Source organism: Gordonia sp. SGD-V-85, assembly GCF_001456905.1.
Lineage (GTDB): Bacteria > Actinomycetota > Actinomycetes > Mycobacteriales > Mycobacteriaceae > Gordonia > Gordonia hongkongensis.
This window is the reverse complement of the sequence record NZ_LNQO01000011.1, coordinates 129,732-152,201: the sequence shown is the minus strand read 5'-3', so window position 1 is coordinate 152,201 and position 22,470 is coordinate 129,732. Positions and strand designations below refer to the sequence as shown.

The window sequence follows — 22,470 nt, the reverse complement described above, 5'->3', positions numbered from 1 at the left end:
TATGCCGGCGGCATGACGTTGCGCGACATTCAGCATCATCTGGCCTCGACGATCGGCACCGATCTGTCGCATGAGACGATCTCGAAGATCTGCGACGAGGTCCTCGACGCGGTCGATGAATGGCAGAACCGGCCGCTGGAGGCCTTGTATCCCGTCATCTACCTCGATGCCCTGGTGGTGAAGGTCAAAGATGGCGGTCATGTCCGAAACAGGCACGCCCACATCGCTATTGGTGTCGACATGGCCGGCGTCAAGCATGTGCTGGGCATCTGGATACAAGCCGAGGAAGGCGCGAAGTTCTGGGCCGGGGTGTGTGCGAATCTGGCCAACCGCGGCGTCAAGGACGTGCTCATCGTGTGCTGCGACGGGTTGACTGGGTTCCCCGAAGCGATCGAGGCGACCTGGCCATTGGCCACGGTGCAAACGTGTGTGGTGCATCTGATTCGCAACTCGATGCGGTTCGTGAACTACAAGGACCGCAAAGACGTCGCGCGGGCGATCAAACCGATCTACACCGCCCCCGACGCCGAGACCGCCCGCCGCGAATGGGAAGCCTTCCGAGACTCGGAACTGGGGACCAAATATCCGAGTGCCGCAGCAGCTTTCGATCGAGCGTGGGACCGGTTCATTCCGTTCTTGGCGTTCCCGCCCGAGCTCCGCAAAGTCATCTACACCACCAACTCGATCGAGTCGCTGAACTATCAGCTCCGCAAGGTCATCAAGAACCGCGGCCACTTCCCCAACGATCTCGCGGCGCGCAAACTGTTGTGGCTGGCGATCTGCGACATCGAGGACAAACGTGCCCGGCAACGCGAGAAGGAACGCGGCAAGCCCGCCGCCACCCGCAAAGCCCCCGGCAGGCTCGTCGAGGGACAAGTCGTGACGAACTGGAAACAGGCCCTCGGGCAACTCGCCCTGGCCTACCCCGACCGCATCGAACCCCACCTCAACTAGACCCAACCAGCAACTACAGGAAACCCAGGAGTCACGTTCTTACACAGACATCTTGACAAGCTCCGCCGACCCAGCCAGGTCGGCGGCATAGTCGTGGATCGTCGTCGCGCTACTTCTGAAGCCAGATGCGCGGCCCCGCGATGAGTTCTGACGAGCAGGCATGTCTATCCCTGCACAACACACTCGCACCACTCGCCAGGAGAACATGATGAGCCGCAACACCGTCACCGCAGGCACCGCCGACCCGGCGGGCGCAACTGACACCACCGCCTCCGATGAGGCGCAACCGACCCGCAGGAACTGGCGTCGCACAACGGGAATCGTCATCAGTGTGCTGATCGGCGCCTTCTTGGTCTTCGACATCGTGATCAAGCTGACGCGTCCGCAGGAGGTGGTCGATTCCATGGCGAAACTCGGTTTCCCGATCGACCAGGCGCTTGTCATGGGTATCGTCCTGCTGGTCTGTCTCGTCGTGTTCGCAATCCCGCGCACCGCAGTCCTCGGCGCCCTGGGGATCACGGCTTACCTCGGAGGCGCGGTCACCGCCAACATGCGAATCGAGGCACCGCTGTTCGACACGGTCTTGTTCGCGGTCTACACCGGCGTGCTGATGTGGATCGGGCTGGTCCTGCGCCGCCCTGAGTTGCTGAAGGTGGCCGGCCTGAAGCGCTGAGCGTCGCCGCTGCCCGGCCCCGCACCCGTTACTGATCTGGGATCGGACGGGTGCGGGGTCGTTGTGCATCTCTCGTACCGTTACGCGAGTGACTGGTGTGACCAGAGTGAAGCGCAGGAAACTGGCGGCGGCAGCGACGATCGCGGTCGCCGCCCTCGGCGGGGTGGCGGTCGGGACGTTGCCCGGACCGGACGCCTCGGTTGTGACGACGGCCTCCGCGATCGACCCGGCCGGCCTGTACAACAGCGCGCAGTCGAAGTTCGCCGGAGGTGACGTCGCGGGCGGACTCGAACTCCTCCAGCAAGTCCTTGCGGTGGCGCCGGCCGATACCGACGCGCTTGCACTCCAGGCGATCTGGTCGGACCAGGTCGACGACGTCGTCGCAGGACGCTCGGCCCTGAACCGGTTGTCGATGATGAATCCGTCCCTGGCGACAACGGCCCGCAACATCATCTCGGGCGTCGCGACCGCCGCGCAGATCGTCCCCGACACCACTCCCAAGGCGGTGTCGGGACGCCCGGCGATCGTCGTGCTCGGGTACGGCCTGAACGCGAACGGAAAGATGGCGCCGGAGCTCGTCAATCGCGTCTCCGCGGCGAAGGCACAGGCGGAACTGACCACCAACACACCGATCGTCGTCACCGGAGGGGTGCCGAAGAAGGGCATCACCGAAGCAGCCGCGATGCGGACCTGGCTCGTGGACAACGGTGTCAGTGCGGACCGGATCCTCGTCGAGGACAAGTCCGGGTCGACGGTCGCCAATGCACAGAACACCGCCGAGATCCTGCGCGCACAGGGAATCCGGGACATCGTTCTCGTCACGTCGCCCAACCACATCCGGCGCGGGGCGGCAGACTTCGGTGCCATGGGTCTGCGCGTCGTCGGGACACTCACCACCGCGACGGACCTGGAGAAGTACCGGACACCGCTGGCCAAGGCGCAGCAGACCGGCATACGTGTGGAGGCCACCCGGACCGCGCGTATCCCGGCTACCCATGAGCCCGGGCTCCTGCCGCAGAACCTACCCGAGACCGGCCCCGGATTGATCCCGGAAATCGGCGGCCGGATCCTCCAAGAGCTCCTGAAGGCGGGATCGTCGGCCTGACGGGCCGATCTCCTCGCACCGGGCGGCCGAGTCCGGTGAAGTGAATCACAGTGTTGCGCTGCTGCCCTGCGGTTTCACAGCTTCCCGATGGCAGAGTTCATCTGGAGTCAACAAACCGTCGGTAAGTTCGGACATATGCGAACAAAGGGGAGTCGGGGCCCCCGAATTCGCGAGGTGGTGCGGTACGACCTACCGGCATCTCTCGTCGTTTTCCTTGTGGCCCTGCCATTGTCATTGGGCATCGCGATCGCATCGGATGCCCCCGTGCTCGCCGGTCTCATCGCCGCGGTCGTCGGCGGGATCGTCGCCGGTCTGATAGGCGGTAGCGCACTCCAGGTTTCAGGACCGGCCGCGGGCCTGACCGTGGTGGTCGCCGACATGGTCGCCAATTTCGGTTGGCGCGTTACATGTTTCATCACCGTCGGTGCGGGTGCGTTGCAGATCCTGTTCGGCCTGAGCCGGGTCGCAGGTGCCGCGCTGGCCATCGCTCCCGTGGTCGTCCACGCGATGCTCGCCGGGATCGGCATCACGATCGCGTTGCAGCAGATTCACGTGCTCCTCGGCGGCAGCTCGGCCAGCAGTGCATGGGAGAACGTGACGTCGCTGCCGGCCGGGATCGCCGACATCGAGACGTCGGACGCGCTCGTGGGAGGCACCGTGATCGCGCTTCTCCTCATCTGGCCACTGATGCCCTCGGCGGTGCGCAAGGTGCCGGGACCGCTCGTCGGTATCGTCGGGGCGACGGCACTGACCATCGTCTTCGGCCTGGACGTCGAACGGATCAGTATCGACGGCAACTTCTTCGAAGCGATTACGCTTCCGGAACTACCGGACAGCAGTTGGGGCGCAGTGCTTCTCGGAGTGTTGACGGTCGCCCTGATCGCGAGTGTCGAGTCCCTGCTGTCAGCGGTCGCGGTGGACAAGATGCACACCGGCCCACGCAGCGATCTCAACCGGGAGCTGCTCGGTCAGGGCAGTGCGAACATCACCTCCGGGATGCTCGGCGGGTTGCCCGTCACCGGAGTGATCGTGCGCAGCACCACCAACGTCAACTCCGGGGCGCGAACGTCGGCCTCGGCGGTGATGCACGGCGTGTGGGTGCTCGTCTTCGCGGCACTGCTCACTGGTCTCGTCGAGCAGATCCCCATGGCCGCGCTGGCCGGCCTGCTAGTGGTCATCGGTATCCAGCTGGTCAAGCTGGCGCACATGAAGATCGCGCTGCGGACGGGCGACCTGTGGGTGTACGTCATCACGGTGCTCGCGGTCGTCTTCCTCAACCTGCTCGAAGGCGTCGCGATCGGTCTGGCAGTGGCGATCGGACTCGTCGTATGGCGGGTGGTTCGCGCCGAGATCACCTCGCAGGCAGGCAGTACCGACGACAAGCGTCAGTGGACCGTACGTGTTCGCGGCTCACTGAGCTTCCTGTCGCTGCCGAAACTGAACAAGGCGTTGTCGCAGGTGCCGGACGAGGCGCACCTGACACTGGAACTCGACACCGACTTCCTCGATCACGCGGCGATGGAGATGCTCGAGGACTTCCGTTGGGCGCACGAGGCCGGCGGCGGCACGGTCCTCCTGGTGGAGAAGGGTCGCGCTCGGCTCGTCGACGCCCCTCGACGGCCACCGCGGCGCCACACGTCCGGATTCGCCGGTCTGACGCCGTGGCGTAACCGAACCGGGTCGCAGGCGTCCGCGTCCCCGGACCGCCCGGCCGCACTCAGATCGGTTCTCGGCGGCGTCGACGAGTACGAGAACGAGCACGCCGACGCCCTCCGCGCCATGCTCGCCGATGTCACCGAGTCTCAGGATCCCGACTCGTTCTTCGTGACGTGTGCCGATTCGCGATTGATGCCGAACATCATCACGGCGAGCGGCCCGGGGGACCTCTTCACGGTGCGCAACGTGGGCAATCTGATACCGACCGACAGCGACGACGACGTATCCGTGGAGGCCGCACTCGAATTCGCCATCGGCGAGTTGGGTGTGTCGTCGATCGTGGTCTGCGGCCACTCGTCGTGCGGGGCCATGCATGCGCTGCTCGACAGCGAACAGGTCGATGTATCCGACCTCCCGGCCGGATCCGAGAGCACGCCGATCCAGCGATGGCTCAAGCACGCGATCCCCAGCCGGGTGGCCTTTCGGCACGGACACCCCGCCGGGCGCGCCGCGGCCGAGCTGGGACTGGCCGAGGTCGACCAGCTGGCCGTCGTGAACGTGGCCAAGCAGATCGAGACCCTGGCGCGGCACCCGCTCGTCGGGCGCGCCGCAGCAGAAGCGCGGCTACGCATCGTCGGTCTGTACTTCGACATCGCCACCGCGCGGGTCTACGAGGTCACCCAGCAGAGCATCGCACCGGTCGTCGAGGCGGCAGCCGCGCGACCGTGAACGCCGGTCGGAAAGGCGCCGTCCGTGGACGAGTGTGGGCTGAGGCGCCGGTGTCGACGGTCTGTTGCTACGAGCCGACGGCCGCCTGCACGGCCGCCTGCACGCCGTGGCCGGCAACGACGATCGGTTCGATGGAGCGCAGGGTGCGGCACAACACGAACGCACCTTCCAGCGCGGTCAGCGTGATCAACGCCAGCCGACGACGCTCCGGCTCGGTGATCTCGAGTTGTCCGAACCACGTTGCGAGGCCGGTCAACCAGCTCTCGAAAACCTCGGCCGATTCCAGCCTGAGACGCTCGTTGGTACTCGCGACCTCCAGTGCGATGGTCTCGATGGAGCAGGCCTCGCTGTAGTCCTGCGACTCCAACAGTTTTCCGGCGTTCTCGAACAGCGTCGGGATGCCGGTCAGGGGGTCGGTCGTCTCCAGCTGGGCGCCGACGAACGCGCCGTAGCGCAACCCTTCGCGTCGGATGACCTCGACGCTGATCGCTTCCTTGCCGCCGGGGAAGTGATGGTAGATCGAACCGTAGGGCGCTTCAGCCGCCGCCGAGATCTGTTTGATGCCGGTGGCCGGCATGCCCTGCCGCCGGTACAGCTCTGCGGCTGCCTCCAGGATCCGGTCGCGAGTAGCGGAATCTGCCATGACGTCTCCATCCCTTGCGCATCGTGCCGATGCCAGCCTATCTTGCTTCTAAGTAGAACGATCTATCTAGGAGGCGACGTGCCCACAGTCGACGTGCCGGCCGGCTCCATCTCCTACGAAGACACCGGCGGTCCCGGGCCGATCCTGGTACTCGGCCACGGGTTGCTGATGGACGGGCGGCAGTGGCGCAAGGTGATCCCGCTGCTTCCCGAATTTCGTTGCATCACACCGACGCTCCCGATGGGGGCGCACACGGAGCCGATGCACGCCGACGCGGACCTCACTGAGACGGGTGTGGCATCGATCCTTGCCGACTTCCTCGATGCCCTCGACCTCGATGACGTGACGCTCGTCCTGAACGACTGGGGCGGTGGTCAGTTCGTGATCTCCCAAGGCCGGGACAAACGCGTTGGGAGATTGGTGTTGGCATCGTGCACGGCTTTCGACAACTATCCTCCCGAGCCGGCGCGTCCCGCGGCGCTGTTGTGCCGAGTGCCCGGCGGCGGGTGGATTCTCACCCGGATGCTGGGCACTCGATTCTTCCGGCACAGCACGCGGGCGTATGGCGCGCTGACGAAGTCGGGGATCCCGGACTCGCTGTTCGACGAGTGGTTCCGCCCCGCTGTCGAAAACGCATCGATCAGAAGGGATCTGGTCAAATTCGCCACAGGCGCGCCCTCCCGCCGGAGGCTGCTCGAACTGTCGGACATGATGCGGCGGTTCGATCGCCCGGTGCTCGTGGTCTGGGCAATCGAAGACCGGATGATGCCCCTGGAGCATGCGGACCGCCTCGTCGAGCTCTTCCCGGACGCATCCAAGGTCGTCGTCGACGATTCGTGGACTCTCATCCCGGAAGACCAGCCGGAGGCGATGGCCGACCTGCTGCGCGGGTTCGTCAGATGACGCGTCGTCGTCGCCCCGCCGGGGGCGGTACCGAGTGTGCCGTGTCGCCGACGATGTAGCTCGCCTGCCTTTCGATGCCGAGCGCCGAAGCGCAACGGCCGATTGCCGGCACCGTCCTGAATGTCAGAACATCACCGATCGGAAGTGGGTGACGAACCGCTCGTCGTCATAGAGATGGAACGCGATCCCCGGCGGCTGACCGCGGTTGACGACCTCCCGGCCTTCGAACGGCAGGTTCAGTGTCGACGACACACCCGGCGCGATGCACAGCGGGCGGTCGGCGAACGTGGTCACCGCCGGGGTGTGGGCGTGTCCACACAGGAACGCGACGATGTTCGGGTGCTGATCCACCAGGGCGGCGAGACGGCCCTCGTCACGCTGGCGGATCGAGTCCATGAACGGCATCAGCAGGTCGACCGGCGGATGGTGAAAGGCGATGAACACCGGTGTCGCCACGGACGTCGCGGTGAGCCGGTCCGACAGCCAGGAGATGGTCGCGTCGTCGAGACGACCGTCGTTGCGTCCGGGCATCGAGCTGTCGCACATCAGGAAGAGGACGTCGGAGCCGTCGCGCCCGCGCACCGTCCGCGCGTGATTGATCGGACCAGAGGTCTCGGTGCCGATCAGGGCCGCGCTGAACGGTTCCCGGACATCGTGGTTGCCGGCGGTGATGAGCATCGGCAGCGGACTCTCGAGCACCCCGTACGCCTCGCGGTACTCGCTCGCGGCACCTTCATCGGCGATGTCACCGGTGACCAGCAGGACGTCGATCCCGGCGGCGCGGGCGTTGATATAGCTCAACGTCGACTGGATACGGGCCCGATTGAACCGCGTCCCGTTGAAATGCAGGTCGCTGATGTGGGCGACAACGAACACGAAGAGCTCCTGTCACGGTTCCTGGCTCCCACGAGGCTAACCGCAGGCAGGGTCCGACGACGCATCGCCTCAGGGCCGCGAGGCGCAACGCACTCCCATGACGTCGGTGTGGTTCAGCCCGCTCGGGTGCCGGCTCCCCTGTAACGCACAGCGGCCGGCGAGCGACATCGACGATGAGTCGCCGACCTGCCAACCCCCGACCTGGCAGGTCGGCGACCGTCTTTGTCTCCGTCGATGCAAGACTTCGGCGCTGTTTGCATTCTCCCGAGTTCGCGCGCACACTGGCGAGCGGTGTTAGTTGCGCTCTGCAACTAATTGCAAAGAGCAAGTAAAACTTCTCGGGTAGGCGGTGAGGACAGTGCTCGATCAACACGCGATCGACGACCTCTTCGAGACCCTTCTGCGCTTCGTCCGCATCCGCGAACGGGCGGTCCACACGACGTTCCGTACGCGTGAGGGCGAGTTCGAGGCCGCGGCGTTCAAGGCGCTCTTCCCGCTCGCGCGACGGTCGATGCGATCGCGCGACCTCGCCGAGACGATGAATGCCGACCCGTCGACGGTGAGTCGGCACGTGGCTCAGCTCGTGGAGCACGGCCTGATCCGCCGCGAGGCGGACCCGGACGACGGGCGCGCCACCATGCTCGTCATCACCGCCGCCGGACGGGATCGCGTCGTGGCCATGCGCGAGATGCGTCGCGCCGCCATGGCCGATGTCATGGCCGACTGGACCGACGACGAACTCCACACCCTCGTGACACTTCTCGGGCGGTTCGTCGATGCCGCCGACGCAGCCCTGCACCCGGCGTGCCCGGACCGCAGCCCGGACACAGATGCGAATGACCCGAAAGGACGACAGTGACAGACTCTTCGGCCGCCGACACGGTGAACCACGACGAGGAGGTCGCCGGCGCCGGACTGACCCATCGCCAGATCCTGACCATCCTGGCCGGACTCATGCTGGGCATGTTCCTCGCCGCCCTCGACCAGACCATCGTGTCGACGGCGATCCGGACCATCGCCGACGATCTGCAAGGGTATGACCTGCAGGCCTGGGTGACCACGGCCTACCTCGTCACCGCGACGATCGTGACCCCCTTGTACGGCAAGCTGTCCGATCTCCACGGCCGGAAACCGTTCTTCCTGCTGGCGATCTCGATCTTCATCGTCGGTTCGCTGCTGTGCACGATCGCGTCGTCGATGTATCAACTCGCCGCGTTCCGCGCCTTCCAGGGGCTCGGCGCGGGCGGCTTGATGACGCTCGCACTGACGACCATCGGCGACATCGTCCCGCCGCGGGAACGCGCCAAATACCAGGGCTACTTCCTCGCCGTATTCGGCACCTCCAGCGTCCTCGGACCGGTCCTCGGCGGTCTGTTCGCCGGCCAGGAGACGATCCTCTGGGTGTCCGGTTGGCGTTGGGTGTTCCTGGTCAACGTGCCGATCGGACTCGTCGCGCTGTTCGTGGTCTACAAGGTGCTCAACTACGACCAGCAGAAGGGCGTCGGCGGGCGCACCGACTACTGGGGGGCGACGGCACTCGCCGTCGCCGTGGCTCCGCTGCTCATCGTCGCCGAACAGGGGCGCCAGTGGGGATGGACCTCCGGACTGTCGTTCCTCTGCTACGGGATCGGCGTCGCCGGCATCGCCGCGTTCATCTGGATCGAGCACCGCATGGGCGACGACGCTCTCATCCCGTTGCGCGTGTTCACCAACCGGGTGTTCAGCCAGGGCATCATCATCTCGGTCATCATCGGCGCCGTCATGTTCGGCGGGATCTCGATGCTGCCGCAGTATTTCCAGGTCCTCCGCGGATCGAGCCCCATGATCGCCGGCCTCCAGATGTTGCCGATGGTGCTCGGTCTGATGGCCGGTTCGATCCTGTCGGGCCAGCTGATCTCGCGCACCGGACGCTACAAGATCTTCACGATCATCGGCGCCGTGCTGATCACCGCGGGCACTTTCCTGCTGCACCTGGTGGGCACCGAGACACCGCTCTACCTGGTCATGCTGATGGCCGCGCTCCTCGGCTTCGGGCTCGGCAATCTGATGCAGCCGATCACCCTGGCGATGCAGAACATCCTGCCGCCCAAGGACATGGGACTTTCCACCGGCACCGCCACCTTCTTCCGTCAGATCGGTGGAACGCTCGGTGTCGCGGTCTTCTTCTCGCTGTTGTTCTCCGTCATGGGGCCGAACATCAAGGACGAGATGGTCGCGGCGGCAGCCCAACCCGAATACCGGGCCGCGGTCGTAGAGGCCTCGCAGAGCAGCGACCCGCAGGTCAGCGCATTCGGGCACTCGCTCATCGCGGCCGCTCAGAATCCCGGTGTTGCAACCGGATCGTCGGACAGTGTCATGAGTGACACCTCGGTCATCGAGAGGCTGCCGGCCGAACTGGCCCAACCCATCAAGGAGGGGTTCGCCGACTCGATGGACCGGGTGTTCTTGGCGGTGTCGATCGTCGCGCTGCTCGCGATCATCGGAACGGTCACCTGGAAGGAACTCCCGCTGCGTCAGGGACGGCCGATCGGCGCACCGGAGTCGTCACCCGCGTCGTGAGCGTCAGTCGGAGCGGACCCACCTCACCCCGACAACGTCCGCCGGAAGAGAGCCTTGAGCTCATCGAAGTGATGTTCGCAGGCCTCGTGGTGATACGCTGCCAGATCGGACATCGTATACCCGTGCGGCGCACCGGGATAGACGGTCGCCGAGTGCGCCACGCCCCCACCGGTCAGGGCGTGCTCGAACTGCGCGACCGCCGTCGCGGGCAGTGATGAATCCTTGTCGGCGTGGATGGCGAGGACGAACGCGTCGATGCCGACGAGATGCAGGTGCGGACTGTCGCGGTCGTCGGTCACCAGGCCGCCGGTGTGGAACATGCCGACCGCGGCGACGTCGTCGGGCCGGGCGGCGGCGATGTTCAGCGCGAGCCGGCCGCCCATGCAGTAGCCCGTGACACCGACACGTCCGGGTGTGACGCCCGGGAGCGATTGCAGCGCGTCGAGGTAGGCGACGAGATCGGGACGTACCGCCTCGGGCGTGAGGGTCCGTGCCCGCGGCATCGCGGATCGGAAGAATGCGGTCCGCGCCTCGGGCAGCAGCAGATCCTCGGTGGGCGCCCACTCGGCCGCGGACCCGTACCGGTGGAACAGGTGCGGCACCAGCACGACGTAACCCCAGGACGCAATGCGGTCGGCCATGGCCTCGATGCGAGGTCGTAGGCCGATCACATCGGTGAGGAACAGGACTCCCGGTGACGTCCCGGATGAATCGGGCCGCGCCACATAGGCTTCGGTCTCTCCGTCGGCCGCCGAGATGGTGATCGTCTCACCCGTCATGTCCACGCTCCTCTGCTCGGTTCACGCCCCGGGTCACAGATCACCGGGCAGTTTGTCCCTCCGGATCCCCCGCCAGCTGGGATGCCGCAGATGCCCGGCCGTCGTCCAGTCCATGAACCGGACCTCGCCGACGATCTTCGGCAGGACCCACACCGCGCTGGACTCGACGGGCCGGTCGAGTTTGTCCAGGAAGGGCGACCGCGAGATCTCCAACGGTCCGAGTTCCTCTGCAAGCGAACGCAACTGTGCGTCGGTGAAGCCGGTTCCCACGCGACCGACGTAGCGGAGTCCGGTCTCCTCGGGCAAACCGATGAGCAGGGAACCGATGGTGTGCGCGCGGTTGCCGCGGCCCGGCCGATATCCGCCGACCACGACCTCGATGTCGCTCCAGTTCTTGTGTTTCAGCCAGGTCGTCGACCGGCGTCCCTGCTGATACACCGAGTTGCGGCGCTTGGCGACAACGCCTTCGAGATTGTGTTCACGGCTGTACTCGACGGCGGCCGATCCCGGGCCCGGAAGCAGCGGCGGCACTTCGACGAAGGCGGAGTTGCGGAACGCGGGCGCCAGCTCCTCGAGGAGTTCGCGCCGAACCGACCATGGCTTGCGCAACAACGACGAACCGTTCAGGAACAGGATGTCGAACAGGTGTAGCCGCAACGAATACGGCTCGTCGGTGTGCCGACGTGAGGTCAGCAGCGTGAAATTGGTGCGGCCCGACGAGTCGATCGCGACGACCTCGCCGTCGAGCACCACGTCCATGAGGCCGAGATCGTCTGCGAGGCCGGTGAGTTCGGGGAAGTCGGCGGTCATGTCGATACCCGATCGGGAGGTGAGCCGGAACTCGCCGCCGACCGAACGGATGAGGAGCCGATATCCGTCCCATTTGCCCTCGAACGCCCAGTCTCGACCGTTGAGTCCGTCGATCGACTCGTCGGTCGCGAGCATCGGGCGCGGGTCGGTGAGGCTGTCGGGGACGATCGGACGCGGTTCGTCGCTCATCAGGTGGGCAAGCCAGTTCTTCTCACCGGTCCGGATCAAGGCGTACCGTCCCTGCACGCGCTCGCCGTGGAGGCGGACGATGACCTCCTTGTCCCGCCACTTCTCGAGCTCGAATGTGCCCCTGTCCCAGATGGACACGTGACCGCCGCCGTATTCGCCCGCCGGGATGTCGCCCTCGAAGTCGGCGTAATCCATCGGGTGGTCCTCGGTCTGCACCGCGAGCCGGTTCTGGTCGGGGTCGGTGGGCAGGTTCTTCGGTACGGCCCACGACACCAGGACCCCGTCGTGTTCCAGCCGGAAGTCGTAGTGCAACCGTCGGGCGTGGTGCTCCTGGATCACGAAGATCGGTGCCCTCTCGGTCTGCGTGTCCGAGGAATCAGGTTCTGCAGCAGAGCTCTCGGCTTCGATGCGCTGTCGATGCGCTTCATCGCCGAAGGGTTCGGGTGTCTTCGACTGGTCGCGCTTGCGCCGGTACTCCTTCAGGTTGATGACCTGTCCCGCCGCGGGCTCGACGACGACCTCCGGCTCGTCGTCGTAGGGGTCGTCCAGGCCGTCGAGGAGATCGCCGAACTCCTCGACGCGGTCCAGCACCTCGGTGTAGAGCAGTTGGGAGAGTCCGGGGTCCTCCATCTCCTCCCAGGTGCGCGGCGCGGCCACCCACGGCTGCTCGCGTCCGCGCATCGAGTACGGCGCGAGAGTGGTCTTGGCGGCGGTGTTCTGGCTCCAGTCGATGAAGACCTTGTCGTCGCGCAGCGATTTGGACATCTTGGCGGTGATGAAATCGCTGTGCTGACGGGCGAACTCGTTGGCGACCTCCTGAGCCACCTTGCGCGCCGCATCCGACGTCACGGGCTTCGGGAGCCGCGCGTAGAGGTGGATGCCCTTGCCGCCGCTGGTCACCGGGTACGTCGTCGCCCCGCCGAGCCAGTTGCGGATCTCGCACGCCACCTCCGCGGTCCGGTGCAGCGGCACCCGTGGCCCGGGATCGAGGTCGAAGACGATGCGGTTGGCCATCGGCGCGCCGTCGGGCCCCATGGGAAGCCGCCACTGCGGCGTGTGGATCTCGAGCACGGCCATCTGCGCGAGCCAGACCAGCGTGGCGCGATCGTCGGCCATCGCATAGTTGATGACCCGCTCGCTGTGCTGGATGCCGTGGCGTCGGATCCAGTCAGGTGCGCTCTCGGGAACGTTCTTCTCGAAGAACGGGGTCGACTCGACGCCGTTGGGCCACCGCTTACGGGTGATGAGGCGGTTGCGTACGTGGGGGAGGAGGACATCGGCGATCCGCGAGTAGTAGTCGATGACCTCGAACTTCCGCGTCCCCGTCGCCGGATAGAGCACCTTCGAGAGATTGGTGATCGAGATCCGCCGACCGTCGACCTCCAGTGTCTCGCCGCCTGCCATGCTCCTATTGTCCACAACGCCGGTCAGAACGTCGTGCAGCTTGCCGCCATCCGGCCCGGATCCCTGGCAGAATGGCCCCCATGCGCTCGATCTGGAAGGGCGACCTCAGCTTTGGCCTGGTCAACGTGCCGGTCAAGGTCTATTCCGCGACCGAGAGTCACGACCGGAAGTCGTATCAGGTCGACTCGTCGGACGGAACCCGCATCCGCTATCGCCGCGTGCGCGAGGGCACCGACACCGAAGTCGACTACGGCGACATCGCCAACGCCTACGAATCCGAGTCCGGCGAGACCGTGATCCTCACCAAAGAAGACCTCGCCACGCTGCCGGTGCAGAAGAGTCCCGAGATCTCGATCCTGGAGTTCGTACCCGCCGAGCAGGTCGATCCGATCTACTTCGACAAGCCTTACTACCTCGAACCGTCGTCGAAGTCGCCGAAGGCCTACGTCCTGCTGGCCAAGGCGCTGGAGGAGACGGACCGGCTCGCGATCGCCTCCTTCACTCTGCGCAACCGGACACGCGTGGCCGCGCTGCGCGTCGTCGACGGGGTGATGACGCTGCAGACGCTGCTGTGGCCCGACGAGGTCCGCAAACCCGACTTCGGCTTCCTCGACGACGACACCGAGATCCGCGATCAGGAACTGCAGATGGCGGCCTCGCTGATCGAGTCGATGGCATCGGACTACGACCCCTCCGAGTTCGAGGACACCTATCAGAACGAGCTGACGAAGCTCATCGAGGCGAAGTCCGAGGGTGGCGAGGCGTTCCCCGAATCCGACGACGAAGACAAGGACACCGAGGACTCCGACGTCGCCGATCTCCTCGCCGCGCTGCGCGCGTCGGTGAAGGACCGCGGGGGATCCGATTCGAAGGATTCGGACTCGAAGGACACCGCGGCCAAGAAGGCACCGGCCAAGAAGGCTGCGGCGAAGACGGCCGCGAAGAAGGCGCCGGCCAAGAAGACCGCTTCCAAGTCGACGGCGAAGAAGACCTCCTCGGGGTCCGGCGAGTCCGGGAGCAAGTCCACGGCCAAGAAGGCGCCCGCCAAGAAGTCCTCGCGCAAGGCGAGCTGACCCGCACCGCCGGGCAACGGCGGTCCGAAAAGGGTTGGCACCACGCCCACGGGTTCGGGCAAGCTCGAAGGGTGACTTCCGCCGCCGACTCCCGACTGCCCCGCGCGCTGCTGCCGTTCGCGCGTCGACAGTACCGGCTGCTCGCGTCCGGACTGATCCTCGCCATGTTCGCCGACGGCGTGTGGACGATCGCGGTGATCTGGCAGATCATCGCGCTCGGCGGCGGTCCGGGCCAGGTGTCGCTGGCCACCGGCGTGGCCGCGGTGGGAATGCTGTTCTCCACGTTGGCCGGTGGTGTGCTCGCCGACCGTATTTCGCAGCGCCACATCATGATCGGACTCGAGGTCGCGAAGATGATCGCGTTCGGTGCGATCGGTCTGGCGTCGATCGCGGGCGTACTGCAGCTCTGGCACGTGGTGGTGGCGTCCCTTCTGGGCGGCATCACCACCGGGATGTACTACCCCGCCTACTCGGCGTTGCTGCCCGGTGTCGTCGCGCCGTCGGAGCTGCAGGCGGCCAACGGGATCGAGGGCTTCTTCCGCCCGGTCGTCTTCCAGGCGGTCGGGCCGATGGTCGCCGGCGCGGTCATCGGTGCCTGGGCGCCGGGACCCGCGGTGCTGATGGCGGCGATCGCGGCCATCCTGTCGGGGGTCTGTTATCTCGGGATGGCCCCGGTCACCGCGCGTCGGTTCGGCGAGACGGGCGAGGACGCGCCGGAGGTCGTCGAGGGTGCGGGTGCCCGCCGGATCGTCGGCGACCTGGCCGAGGGGTTCGTCTACATGGCCCGGACCCCGTGGCTGTGGGGGACGCTGCTCTTCGCCTGCGTTTTGGTATTGGCGACGCTCGGCCCCATAGAGGTGCTCGTCCCGTTCGCATTACGTGAGCGCATCGACGGCGACGCGACCCAGCACGCCTGGGTGCTCGCTGGATTCGGACTCGGCGCGGCCGCGGCGTCACTGGTATTCGCCTCGATCCCGATGCCGCGCCGGTACCTCACCGTCATGTTCTCGCTGTGGGCGTTCTCCAGCCTGCCGCTGGTGCTGATGGGTCTCGCCGATTCGACGTGGATGTTCGTCGCCGCCGGTGTGATCATGGGCATCCTCTTCGACGGCCCGATGGTGCTGTGGGGAACGCTCTTACAGCGTCGGGTGCCGCCGGCACTGTTGGGTCGCATCGCCAGTCTCGACTTCTTCGTATCGGTCGCGCTGATGCCGGTGTCGATGGCGATCGCCGCCCCGGTCTCGTCGGCGATCGGCCTGACCGCCACGTTCGTGCTGGCCGGGTTGCTCCCGGTGCCGATCGCGTGGGCGTTCTACTTCGCGGCCGGCATGTGGCGCGACGAGATCGAGAACCCCCTTGTCGACGAGTCGAATCCGAAGTTGGTCGACTCCGCTGCGGTCCGTTGACGTGACCTGGAGCACATACTACGGTGACACATCATTCACAGGGCACGACGTGACGTAGCGGAGTGGGCTCGGCGGCTCGGCGCAGCCATTGCAGGAGGCGAAGACGATGGCGGTCTGCACGCCGGGTGACGTCCCGTCGATCATCACCGGCTACCTGGGGTTCGAGTGCGAGGGCGCGAATCCGATTGTCACGATCCGGAATCCGGCCGACCTCGAGCACTGGACGCAACCGGTCCTCGAGATCACGATCATCCTCGGTGCCGTCCTCGCGCTGATCCACGCGATCCGCCGACTGCGTCGCGACGGCGACCCCACCAACCTGACGGTGTGGATCGTATCGTTGGTCTACCTGTTCGTGATCGAGCCGCCGCTGTACTTCCCGAACTGGTTCCACGCCGAAGAAGCGATGGGATTCATGTTCTCCCACAACGTGTTCACGGTAATGTTCATGTACGACCGGCTGCCGTTGTACATTGTTGCGTTCTATCCGGCCGTGAGCCAGGTCGCCTACGAGCTCGTGCGGGCGTGGGGCTTCTTCGACGGGTCGAAGCGCTCGGCGCTGCGCGGCTCGCTCGTTCTGGCCCTGGTGTTCCAGACCTTCTACGAGATCTTCGACCAGCTCGGCCCGCAGCTCAAGTGGTGGGCGTGGAACGTCGACGCGCCGTACTATCGCGACACCCTCGCCCAGCTCCGAGCCCAGGGCGTCGCCCCCGACGAGCTCGGCAATCCCGCCGCGGAGCCCACACTGGCCGCGGTGCCGTGGGGGAGCGTCTGGCTTTTCGCGACCGTCTCGTTCGCCGTGCTCGTCTACGTCGCGGTGCGCTTGGTCCAGATCCCCACCTCCCGAGGACGCGCCCCGCGCGGATGGTCGTTGTCATGGCGCGTCGTCGTGTCCGGTGTTGTGGCCGTTGTCAGCATGCCACTCCTGTCCATTCCGACGGCGCTGTTCGGCCGTGACGAGAACGCGAATCACGACGCGCAGACCGTCGTGTACTGGGTGGAGATGGCCCTGGTGTGGGGGATCGGACTGACACTTCTGTACGTGCAATGGCGACGCATGCGCAGCGACCCGACGCTGGGCGTCGACGACGCTCGCAGCGCTCGGCCCTTCCTCGTCGTGTTCCCGGTCCTGTTCCTCGGGGTGCACCTCGTACTGTGGTGCGCCGCGTTGCCCGCCTACCTTGACGCCGAGGACGGAATCACCGCCGACAACACACCGATCGGGAGTCTCCCCTACGTGATCGCCTGCCTCGTGGTCGCTGTGGGCGTGCTGGGCGTCGCTGTCGTTCGGGGCCGGCGCACGGTCGACGACAGCCCGGCGGTCGCGGGAACACCGTCGACCTCAGGCGTGTGACAACGTCCGATTCGTCCATAGCTGGGTCTGCCCGTCGTGGACGGCGACGAGTCGAGCGCGATCAGTGCTGGAGAACCCGCGCGGCGCCGTCGACGACGCTCGTCGTGAGTGTCTGCAGCAGAGGCGAACTCAGCTTCCAGTGCTGCCAGTACAGCGGGACGTCGATGTGGTGGTCGGCGATGAGGCGGACGCGACCGGTGTCGAGGGCGTCCGCGATCTGGACGACCGGGACGGCGCCCCAGCCGATGCCGAGCGCGACGGCGCGGTGGTATTCGGTCGACGCCGGGATGTAGACCGCGGGCGGGTCGACGGGCCGGCCGGCGAGGGCGGCCGAGATGTTCCGCTGGATGTGATCGTTGCGGTCGAACTGCACCATCGGGGCCCGGGCCAGTGCATCGGCATCGGGCCCGTCGGGTAGCCATGTGTCGATGAATTCCGGTGTGGCGACCGGCAGATAGCGCATCGTGCCGAGCGACTGCAGTGCGCACCCGCGGATCGCCAGTGGTTCCGAGGTCACCGCGGCGAGCACGTCGCCGGTGCGGAGCAGGGTGCTGCTGCGGGTTTCGTCGTCTCGGAAGACCTCGACCGCCACTGCGTGCTCCCGGTGGAATCGCGCGAGCACGGGCAGTAACCAGGTCGCGAGCGAGTCGGCATTCGTCGCGACCGGGAGATGGACACGGGGACGTTCGACCAGCGGCAGATCGTCGTCGTCGGGCGCGCCCACGAACTCGGCGCGGGTCTCGGCGAGCAGTAGTTCCCACTGCTTGGCCAACCGCACCAGCACCTCGCCATCGGGTGTGGCCGTCGCCGGCTTGGTCCGCCGGAGGAGTACCCGCCCGGCAGCGGACTCCAGCGCCTTGATCCGCTGGCTCACCGCCGACGGGGTGATGTGCAGGGCGGTGGCCGCGGCGTCGAAGGTGCCCTCGCGCAGGACCGCGGCCAGCGTGCGCAGGCCTTCCTGACTGATGTCCACGAGCCGAGGTTAGTGGTGTGTCCCGCCGGACAGTCGAGACACACCACCGCCGGCCGGATCAGGCGGGGACGGTGTCGCCCGCGGAGTCGGCCCGCCGTCCGCGCACCATGCCGAGTGCGAGGAGCGCGGCGCCGACGGCAATCCACCCGAGGAGAACGGCGACCTGTCCGGTGATGCTCGCCGCCGGGAAATACGCGACCGAACGGAGCAGCGTGCCGCCGGCGCCGGGCGGCAACCACTGGCCGATCGTTCCCCACGGCGCGGGCAACAGGTACGGCGACGATGCCAGCCCCGACAGCGGGTTGGAGATCAGCACCATCACCAGCGCGGACACCCCGACCCCGGCGGGTCCGAGCAGGCTGCCCGCACCAACCGTGAACCAGGTGATCGCTCCGATCATCAGGGCTGCGGCGAGTCCGACGGGGCCGATACCGCCGTCGATGACGCCCAACCATGACCACGTCGCCGCGAAACCGAACCCGGCCACGAGCGGCCCCAGGACCGCCAGTGTCGCCTGCATGGCGACTGGGCCGCGCAGCCCGATCGCGGCGGCTCCGCCGAGTGCCATGCCGGCGATCAGCAACGGCAACAGTCCGGCGGCGAAACCCGTTCCGCGTGTATCAGTCTCGGGAGTGGGGACCACGGATTCGACGGCGACCGGTACACGCTGGGCGGTGGCGATGCCGTTCCCGACCCCGGCGACGACCTGCGCCAGCACCGGCGAACCCGCCTCCGCGGTCAGCACCGTGACCCCGCCGGGCCCGACCGCGATCGCGCCGACCAGGTCGCGCCGTTCGATGGCGGCACGCGCGTCCTCGGTGTCGGCGAATCGTTCGACGGCGAAGGCGTCTTCACCGGCCCGGTCGGCGAGCGCCGTCTCGATCGCCTGTGCCGCGGGCGGCGGTGCGACGAGACCCAGTGGGGCTTGATGCGGCTCGGGATCGACGGCCAGTGACACGAACGTCGCGGCGATCGCGATCACGAACGTCGGGATCAGCAGCGCCATCACCGCCACGAGGCGCCAACTGGGTGCCCGCCCGGTCGGGGGCGCACCGTCGGCCTCCGCGGTCGCAACGGGCGCCCGATCGCGCGAATCTGTCGAGTGCAGTTCAGTGCTCATGACCACTCCTAAAAAGAACGAATCTTCGTTTTTCTGAGTATGCGCGGAGGGCCGCGAGGAATCAAGAACGAATATTCGTTTTAGACTGTCGGCATGCCCAAGATCAGCGACGAACGCAAGCTCGAAAGAAGCCGGCAGATCCTCGCCGCCGCTCGCCGATGCTTCGTCGACAAGGGGTTCCACCGTGCGTCGATGTCTGACGTGATCCGGGAATCCGGGCTCAGTGCGGGTGCCGTCTACTCGTACTACTCGTCGAAAGAAGAACTGATCGCCGCCGTTGCGCGGTCGATCTTCGCCGCCTACGAGTCGGGGATCAGCAGCTTCGACGACCCGGTAGAGCAACCCCCGTCGCCTGAGGCGGTTGTACGCGCGCTGGCCGAACGGGTCCTGCTGGAGATCGCGCCGATGACCGACGGCTTCCGGATGGTCCTGACGGTATGGGGTGAGGCCGCCAACAACCCGGAGCTGCGCGAGACCGTGCGCGACATCATCCGTGGGCTGCGGGGCGTCTTCGAACGCGTGCTGACGGCCTGGCGGGCCGCGGGCCACGAATTGCCCGCGGAGCCTGCGGTGCTCGCGCAGGTGATGGTCTCGGCGATGCAGGGGGTGGTCGTTCAGCAGGGCCTGGTCGGCGACGTGGACGTCACCGACTACATCGAGGCCTTGTGCGCGGTTCTACGCGGCATCGGACTGGGCGACGATGCGTCCACAATCTGAAGTTCAACTGTTTATTCGTGAAAAAGTTTCGCTGTACTGACCGGGGCGTGTCGCCCTAGCGTCGTCCCGGTGACCGCCTACCTCGTACCGACACTTGCCGGGCTTCTCACCGGCGCCGGTCTGATCATCGCCATCGGACCCCAGAACGTTTTCGTGCTGCGTCAGGGCGTCGCCCGCAGGCACACCGGTCAGATCGTGGCGGTCTGCGCCCTCTCCGACGTCGTACTCATCGTGGCAGGGGTGGCCGGCCTCGGCGCGCTCGTCGCCGCGCACCCGGAGGTGGTGACGTTCGCGAAAGCGGCCGGCGGACTGTATGTCGGGGCGTTGGGCGTCATGGCCGCCAGACGCTGTGTGCGCAGTGACGAGGCCATCGCAGCCGCTGACGAGATCGGGGCCGAGTCCACCGGCCGCTGGGTGGCGGTGGGTACGGCCCTGGCTCTGACCTGGCTCAACCCGCACGTCTACCTCGACACGGTCATCACCATGGGTGCCATCGCCAACGGCCACGGAAACGGCAAGTGGGCGTTCGCCTTCGGTGCCTGCATCGCGAGTGTCCTCTGGTTCACCGCGCTCGGCGGCGGAGCTCGGAGACTGTCCGGATTCTTCGCGAGTCCGCGGGCGTGGAAGATGCTCGACGCGGTGGTCGCGGTCATCATGCTGGGGATGGCGATCGCGCTGTTCGCGTCGATCTGACACGCATTCCGAGCATGTGCGGGGCGCTCGTCGGTGACCGGTGTCGTCACCCGGGTTCCCCCGGCAGCCGGACGGGTGCAGGACAGCGGTGGAGGCGACAGTGTGATCACGCTGGAGTCACCGAGGACTCAGATCGGACACTGCTGCGGCGCGAGTGGGGTGTTTCGGGTATCCCGGAGGGGTGACACCGCGCCGATCGGCCCCGACGGTGACTCGCGACACCACGATCCGCGAGCAGACGACGACGTTCGACGTGCGTGCGTTGGTGACCGATGTGCGCCATGTACTGGGCCGCGGCGACCTCGCCGCGGCTGCTGCCACCCTCACCTACTTCGCGGCGATCGCCGTCGTGCCGTGGGCGCTGCTGGGGATCTGGTCGACGACCTGGCTCCGCGGCCCGTCCGCCGAGGAGTCCCTGGCGGAGCTGCGCGTCCTCATCCCACCGGCCATGGGCGGCCGTGGCGTGTTCGACGAGGCCGTCGCGGTCGGTACCGGACTGACGCTGATGGGCGCACTGGTGTTGCTGTTCCCGGCGTCGTTCTACGGCGAGGGTCTTCGCCGCGCGTGTATGACGTTGTATCCGCGCGAGGACCGGTTCACGGGATGGCGGTCTCGGATCTGGGTGCTGGGATTGGTGGTCGTCGTGCCGCCACTGGCGTATGTGGTCGTCGGCGTCGCGGGCACACTCACGACGTTTGCGCCCGAGGGAGGCGGAACGGGTGGTTTCGGCGACCTCGTGGTCCGGATCGTGGTCGAGTTCATCGTCGTGTGGATGCTGGTCACGGTGGCCCTGACCTGGGTGTACTGGAAGGTGACGCCCGGTGAGCCATCACTCGGGGTGGCGGCGGCCAGCGCTCTCGGCACCGCGTCGTTCATCGCCGGATTCACCCAGGGCTTCCTGCTGTTCCTGTCCCTGCCGATCGATGTCGGGATCCCGTACGGGGGTCTCCGGGTGATCGGCGGGGTGGTCGCGGTCGGTTTGTGGCTGTACGTCGCGCACGTCATCGTCATCATCGGATGGGCGTTCGGGCAGGCGATCGAGAAGCAGAGGAGGGGACGTGTCCGCGGAGCCTGAGCGAGCGGGCCGGAGCCTCACGGCGGCGTCGGGTGCGGAGCGGACGACGAGCGCCCGGGACGAGGCACTCGACTCGTGGTCGAAGCTCCACGGAGGGCTCGATCCGCGCGCGAGTTTCTGGGTCCGGAACTGGGTGCTCGTCAGCCACGCCTGCGCGCGACCGTTGGCCCGACTGGGCCTCACGCCGAACACCGTGACAGCTCTCGGAGTCATCGCCACCGCGATCGCGCTGTGCCTGACCATTCTCGGCGACTGGTGGCCGCTGCTCGCCGCACTCGTCATCGTCCTGGCGGCGCTCCTCGACGGGATCGATGGTGCCATCGCGGCCCAGACCGGAACGGCCTCGCGGTGGGGGCGTATCAACGACTCGGTGGCGGACCGGTTCTCGGACGTGATGCTCGTCGGCATCGTGGTGGTCGTGGGTGCACCGCCATGGCTCGGCGCGACGATCGCGGTGCTCACCCTCATCCTCGAGATCACCCGCGCCACGGCCCAGGCGGTGGGCATGAAGGGGCCAGGGACGGTCACCGTGTGGGAGCGGCCGTCGCGGGTGATACTGGCGGTCGTCGCCACTGTGAGTGCGGGTTCGTGGTGGTGCTCGGGACTGAGCTCAGCCGTCGCGTCCGGCCTGGCTCTATTCATCGCGGCAATCGGCGCGGCACTGGCGTTGATCGGGACGGTCCAGTTGGGGATCGCGGTGCGGAGGCAGACCCGACGGCTCGGATGAGTTCTCGTCGCGGGCGGCTCCCATCCGGTTCGCGCTCCGGTGACGAACAATG

Annotated in this window: 20 protein-coding genes; 14 read left to right on the top strand and 6 right to left on the bottom strand. The window is 66.8% G+C overall.

Features of this window, described 5'->3' with window-relative positions; translation table 11 throughout:
- The 4 genes from AS181_RS14740 to AS181_RS14725 form a co-directional block, all read left to right on the top strand.
- Positions 1-954, top strand: a 954-nt coding sequence (locus AS181_RS14740; protein ID WP_058252329.1) for an IS256 family transposase, incomplete at its 5' end; no start/stop codon positions are given.
- Between the two features lie 208 nt (positions 955-1,162).
- Positions 1,163-1,627, top strand: a complete 465-nt coding sequence (locus AS181_RS14735; protein ID WP_058252328.1) for a DoxX family protein — start codon at positions 1,163-1,165, stop codon at positions 1,625-1,627.
- A 97-nt stretch (positions 1,628-1,724) separates the two neighbouring features.
- Positions 1,725-2,732 (top strand): YdcF family protein, encoded by a 1,008-nt coding sequence (locus AS181_RS14730; protein ID WP_058252307.1) that lies wholly within the window; start codon positions 1,725-1,727, stop codon positions 2,730-2,732.
- 135 nt (positions 2,733-2,867) lie between these two features.
- Positions 2,868-5,117: a SulP family inorganic anion transporter gene (locus AS181_RS14725; RefSeq protein WP_078113292.1), complete on the top strand. Its 2,250-nt coding sequence runs from the start codon at positions 2,868-2,870 to the stop codon at positions 5,115-5,117.
- Between the two features lie 67 nt (positions 5,118-5,184).
- Here AS181_RS14725 and AS181_RS14720 read toward each other — a convergent pair whose 3' ends face one another.
- A complete protein-coding gene (locus AS181_RS14720) occupies positions 5,185-5,760 on the bottom strand; it encodes a TetR/AcrR family transcriptional regulator (protein WP_058252305.1) in 576 nt (191 codons plus the stop codon).
- Between the two features lie 78 nt (positions 5,761-5,838).
- On the opposite strand from AS181_RS14720, the gene AS181_RS14715 reads away from it, so the two are divergent.
- Positions 5,839-6,663: an alpha/beta fold hydrolase gene (locus tag AS181_RS14715; RefSeq protein ID WP_058252304.1), complete on the top strand. Its 825-nt coding sequence runs from the start codon at positions 5,839-5,841 to the stop codon at positions 6,661-6,663.
- A gap of 123 nt (positions 6,664-6,786) precedes the next feature.
- On the opposite strand, the gene AS181_RS14710 is transcribed toward AS181_RS14715, so the two are convergent.
- On the bottom strand, positions 6,787-7,539 hold the full coding sequence (locus tag AS181_RS14710; RefSeq protein WP_058252303.1) for a metallophosphoesterase family protein: 753 nt from the start codon (positions 7,537-7,539) through the stop codon (positions 6,787-6,789).
- Between the two features lie 358 nt (positions 7,540-7,897).
- On the opposite strand from AS181_RS14710, the gene AS181_RS14705 reads away from it, so the two are divergent.
- Together AS181_RS14705 and AS181_RS14700 are read left to right on the top strand one after the other, a co-directional pair.
- Positions 7,898-8,398 (top strand): MarR family winged helix-turn-helix transcriptional regulator, encoded by a 501-nt coding sequence (locus AS181_RS14705; RefSeq protein WP_058252302.1) that lies wholly within the window; start codon positions 7,898-7,900, stop codon positions 8,396-8,398.
- Positions 8,395-10,098 (top strand): MDR family MFS transporter, encoded by a 1,704-nt coding sequence (locus tag AS181_RS14700; RefSeq protein ID WP_058252301.1) that lies wholly within the window; start codon positions 8,395-8,397, stop codon positions 10,096-10,098. The genes AS181_RS14705 and AS181_RS14700 overlap by 4 nt, the downstream gene beginning before the upstream one ends.
- Before the next feature lie 23 nt (positions 10,099-10,121).
- Here the strand turns inward: AS181_RS14700 and AS181_RS14695 are convergent, their stop codons facing one another.
- Both AS181_RS14695 and AS181_RS14690 read right to left on the bottom strand, forming a co-directional pair.
- Positions 10,122-10,877: a dienelactone hydrolase family protein gene (locus AS181_RS14695; protein WP_058252300.1), complete on the bottom strand. Its 756-nt coding sequence runs from the start codon at positions 10,875-10,877 to the stop codon at positions 10,122-10,124.
- 33 nt (positions 10,878-10,910) lie between these two features.
- Positions 10,911-13,280 (bottom strand): ATP-dependent DNA ligase, encoded by a 2,370-nt coding sequence (locus AS181_RS14690; protein WP_058252299.1) that lies wholly within the window; start codon positions 13,278-13,280, stop codon positions 10,911-10,913.
- Between the two features lie 80 nt (positions 13,281-13,360).
- Between AS181_RS14690 and ku the strand changes: the two genes are divergently transcribed.
- The 3 genes from ku (at position 13,361) to AS181_RS14675 (ending at position 17,113) form a co-directional block, all read left to right on the top strand.
- Positions 13,361-14,353: a non-homologous end joining protein Ku gene (gene ku / locus AS181_RS14685; protein WP_082652946.1), complete on the top strand. Its 993-nt coding sequence runs from the start codon at positions 13,361-13,363 to the stop codon at positions 14,351-14,353.
- A gap of 71 nt (positions 14,354-14,424) precedes the next feature.
- The gene (locus AS181_RS14680; RefSeq protein ID WP_058252297.1) at positions 14,425-15,759 is read left to right on the top strand and encodes an MFS transporter; all 1,335 of its coding nucleotides are present in this window, start codon (positions 14,425-14,427) and stop codon (positions 15,757-15,759) included.
- A gap of 106 nt (positions 15,760-15,865) precedes the next feature.
- Positions 15,866-17,113: a hypothetical protein gene (locus AS181_RS14675; protein ID WP_058252296.1), complete on the top strand. Its 1,248-nt coding sequence runs from the start codon at positions 15,866-15,868 to the stop codon at positions 17,111-17,113.
- Between the two features lie 61 nt (positions 17,114-17,174).
- Here AS181_RS14675 and AS181_RS14670 read toward each other — a convergent pair whose 3' ends face one another.
- The gene (locus AS181_RS14670) at positions 17,175-18,086 is read right to left on the bottom strand and encodes a LysR family transcriptional regulator ArgP (RefSeq protein WP_058252295.1); all 912 of its coding nucleotides are present in this window, start codon (positions 18,084-18,086) and stop codon (positions 17,175-17,177) included.
- Positions 18,087-18,144: 58 nt separating this feature from the next.
- Positions 18,145-19,206, bottom strand: a complete 1,062-nt coding sequence (locus AS181_RS14665) for an ABC transporter permease (RefSeq protein WP_058252327.1) — start codon at positions 19,204-19,206, stop codon at positions 18,145-18,147.
- A gap of 93 nt (positions 19,207-19,299) precedes the next feature.
- Here AS181_RS14665 and AS181_RS14660 point away from each other — a divergent pair, with 93 nt between their 5' ends.
- The 4 genes from AS181_RS14660 (at position 19,300) to AS181_RS14645 (ending at position 22,418) form a co-directional block, all read left to right on the top strand.
- The gene (locus AS181_RS14660; RefSeq protein ID WP_058252294.1) at positions 19,300-19,923 is read left to right on the top strand and encodes a TetR/AcrR family transcriptional regulator; all 624 of its coding nucleotides are present in this window, start codon (positions 19,300-19,302) and stop codon (positions 19,921-19,923) included.
- Between the two features lie 69 nt (positions 19,924-19,992).
- Positions 19,993-20,616, top strand: a complete 624-nt coding sequence (locus AS181_RS14655) for a LysE/ArgO family amino acid transporter (RefSeq protein ID WP_058252293.1) — start codon at positions 19,993-19,995, stop codon at positions 20,614-20,616.
- 208 nt (positions 20,617-20,824) lie between these two features.
- Positions 20,825-21,691 carry a YhjD/YihY/BrkB family envelope integrity protein gene (locus AS181_RS14650; RefSeq protein ID WP_058252292.1) on the top strand — a complete coding sequence of 289 codons (867 nt, stop codon included), beginning with the start codon at positions 20,825-20,827 and terminating at the stop codon, positions 21,689-21,691.
- Positions 21,675-22,418: a CDP-alcohol phosphatidyltransferase family protein gene (locus AS181_RS14645; protein ID WP_058252291.1), complete on the top strand. Its 744-nt coding sequence runs from the start codon at positions 21,675-21,677 to the stop codon at positions 22,416-22,418. Before AS181_RS14650 ends, AS181_RS14645 begins: the two co-directional genes overlap by 17 nt.
- Positions 22,419-22,470: the final 52 nt, after the last annotated feature.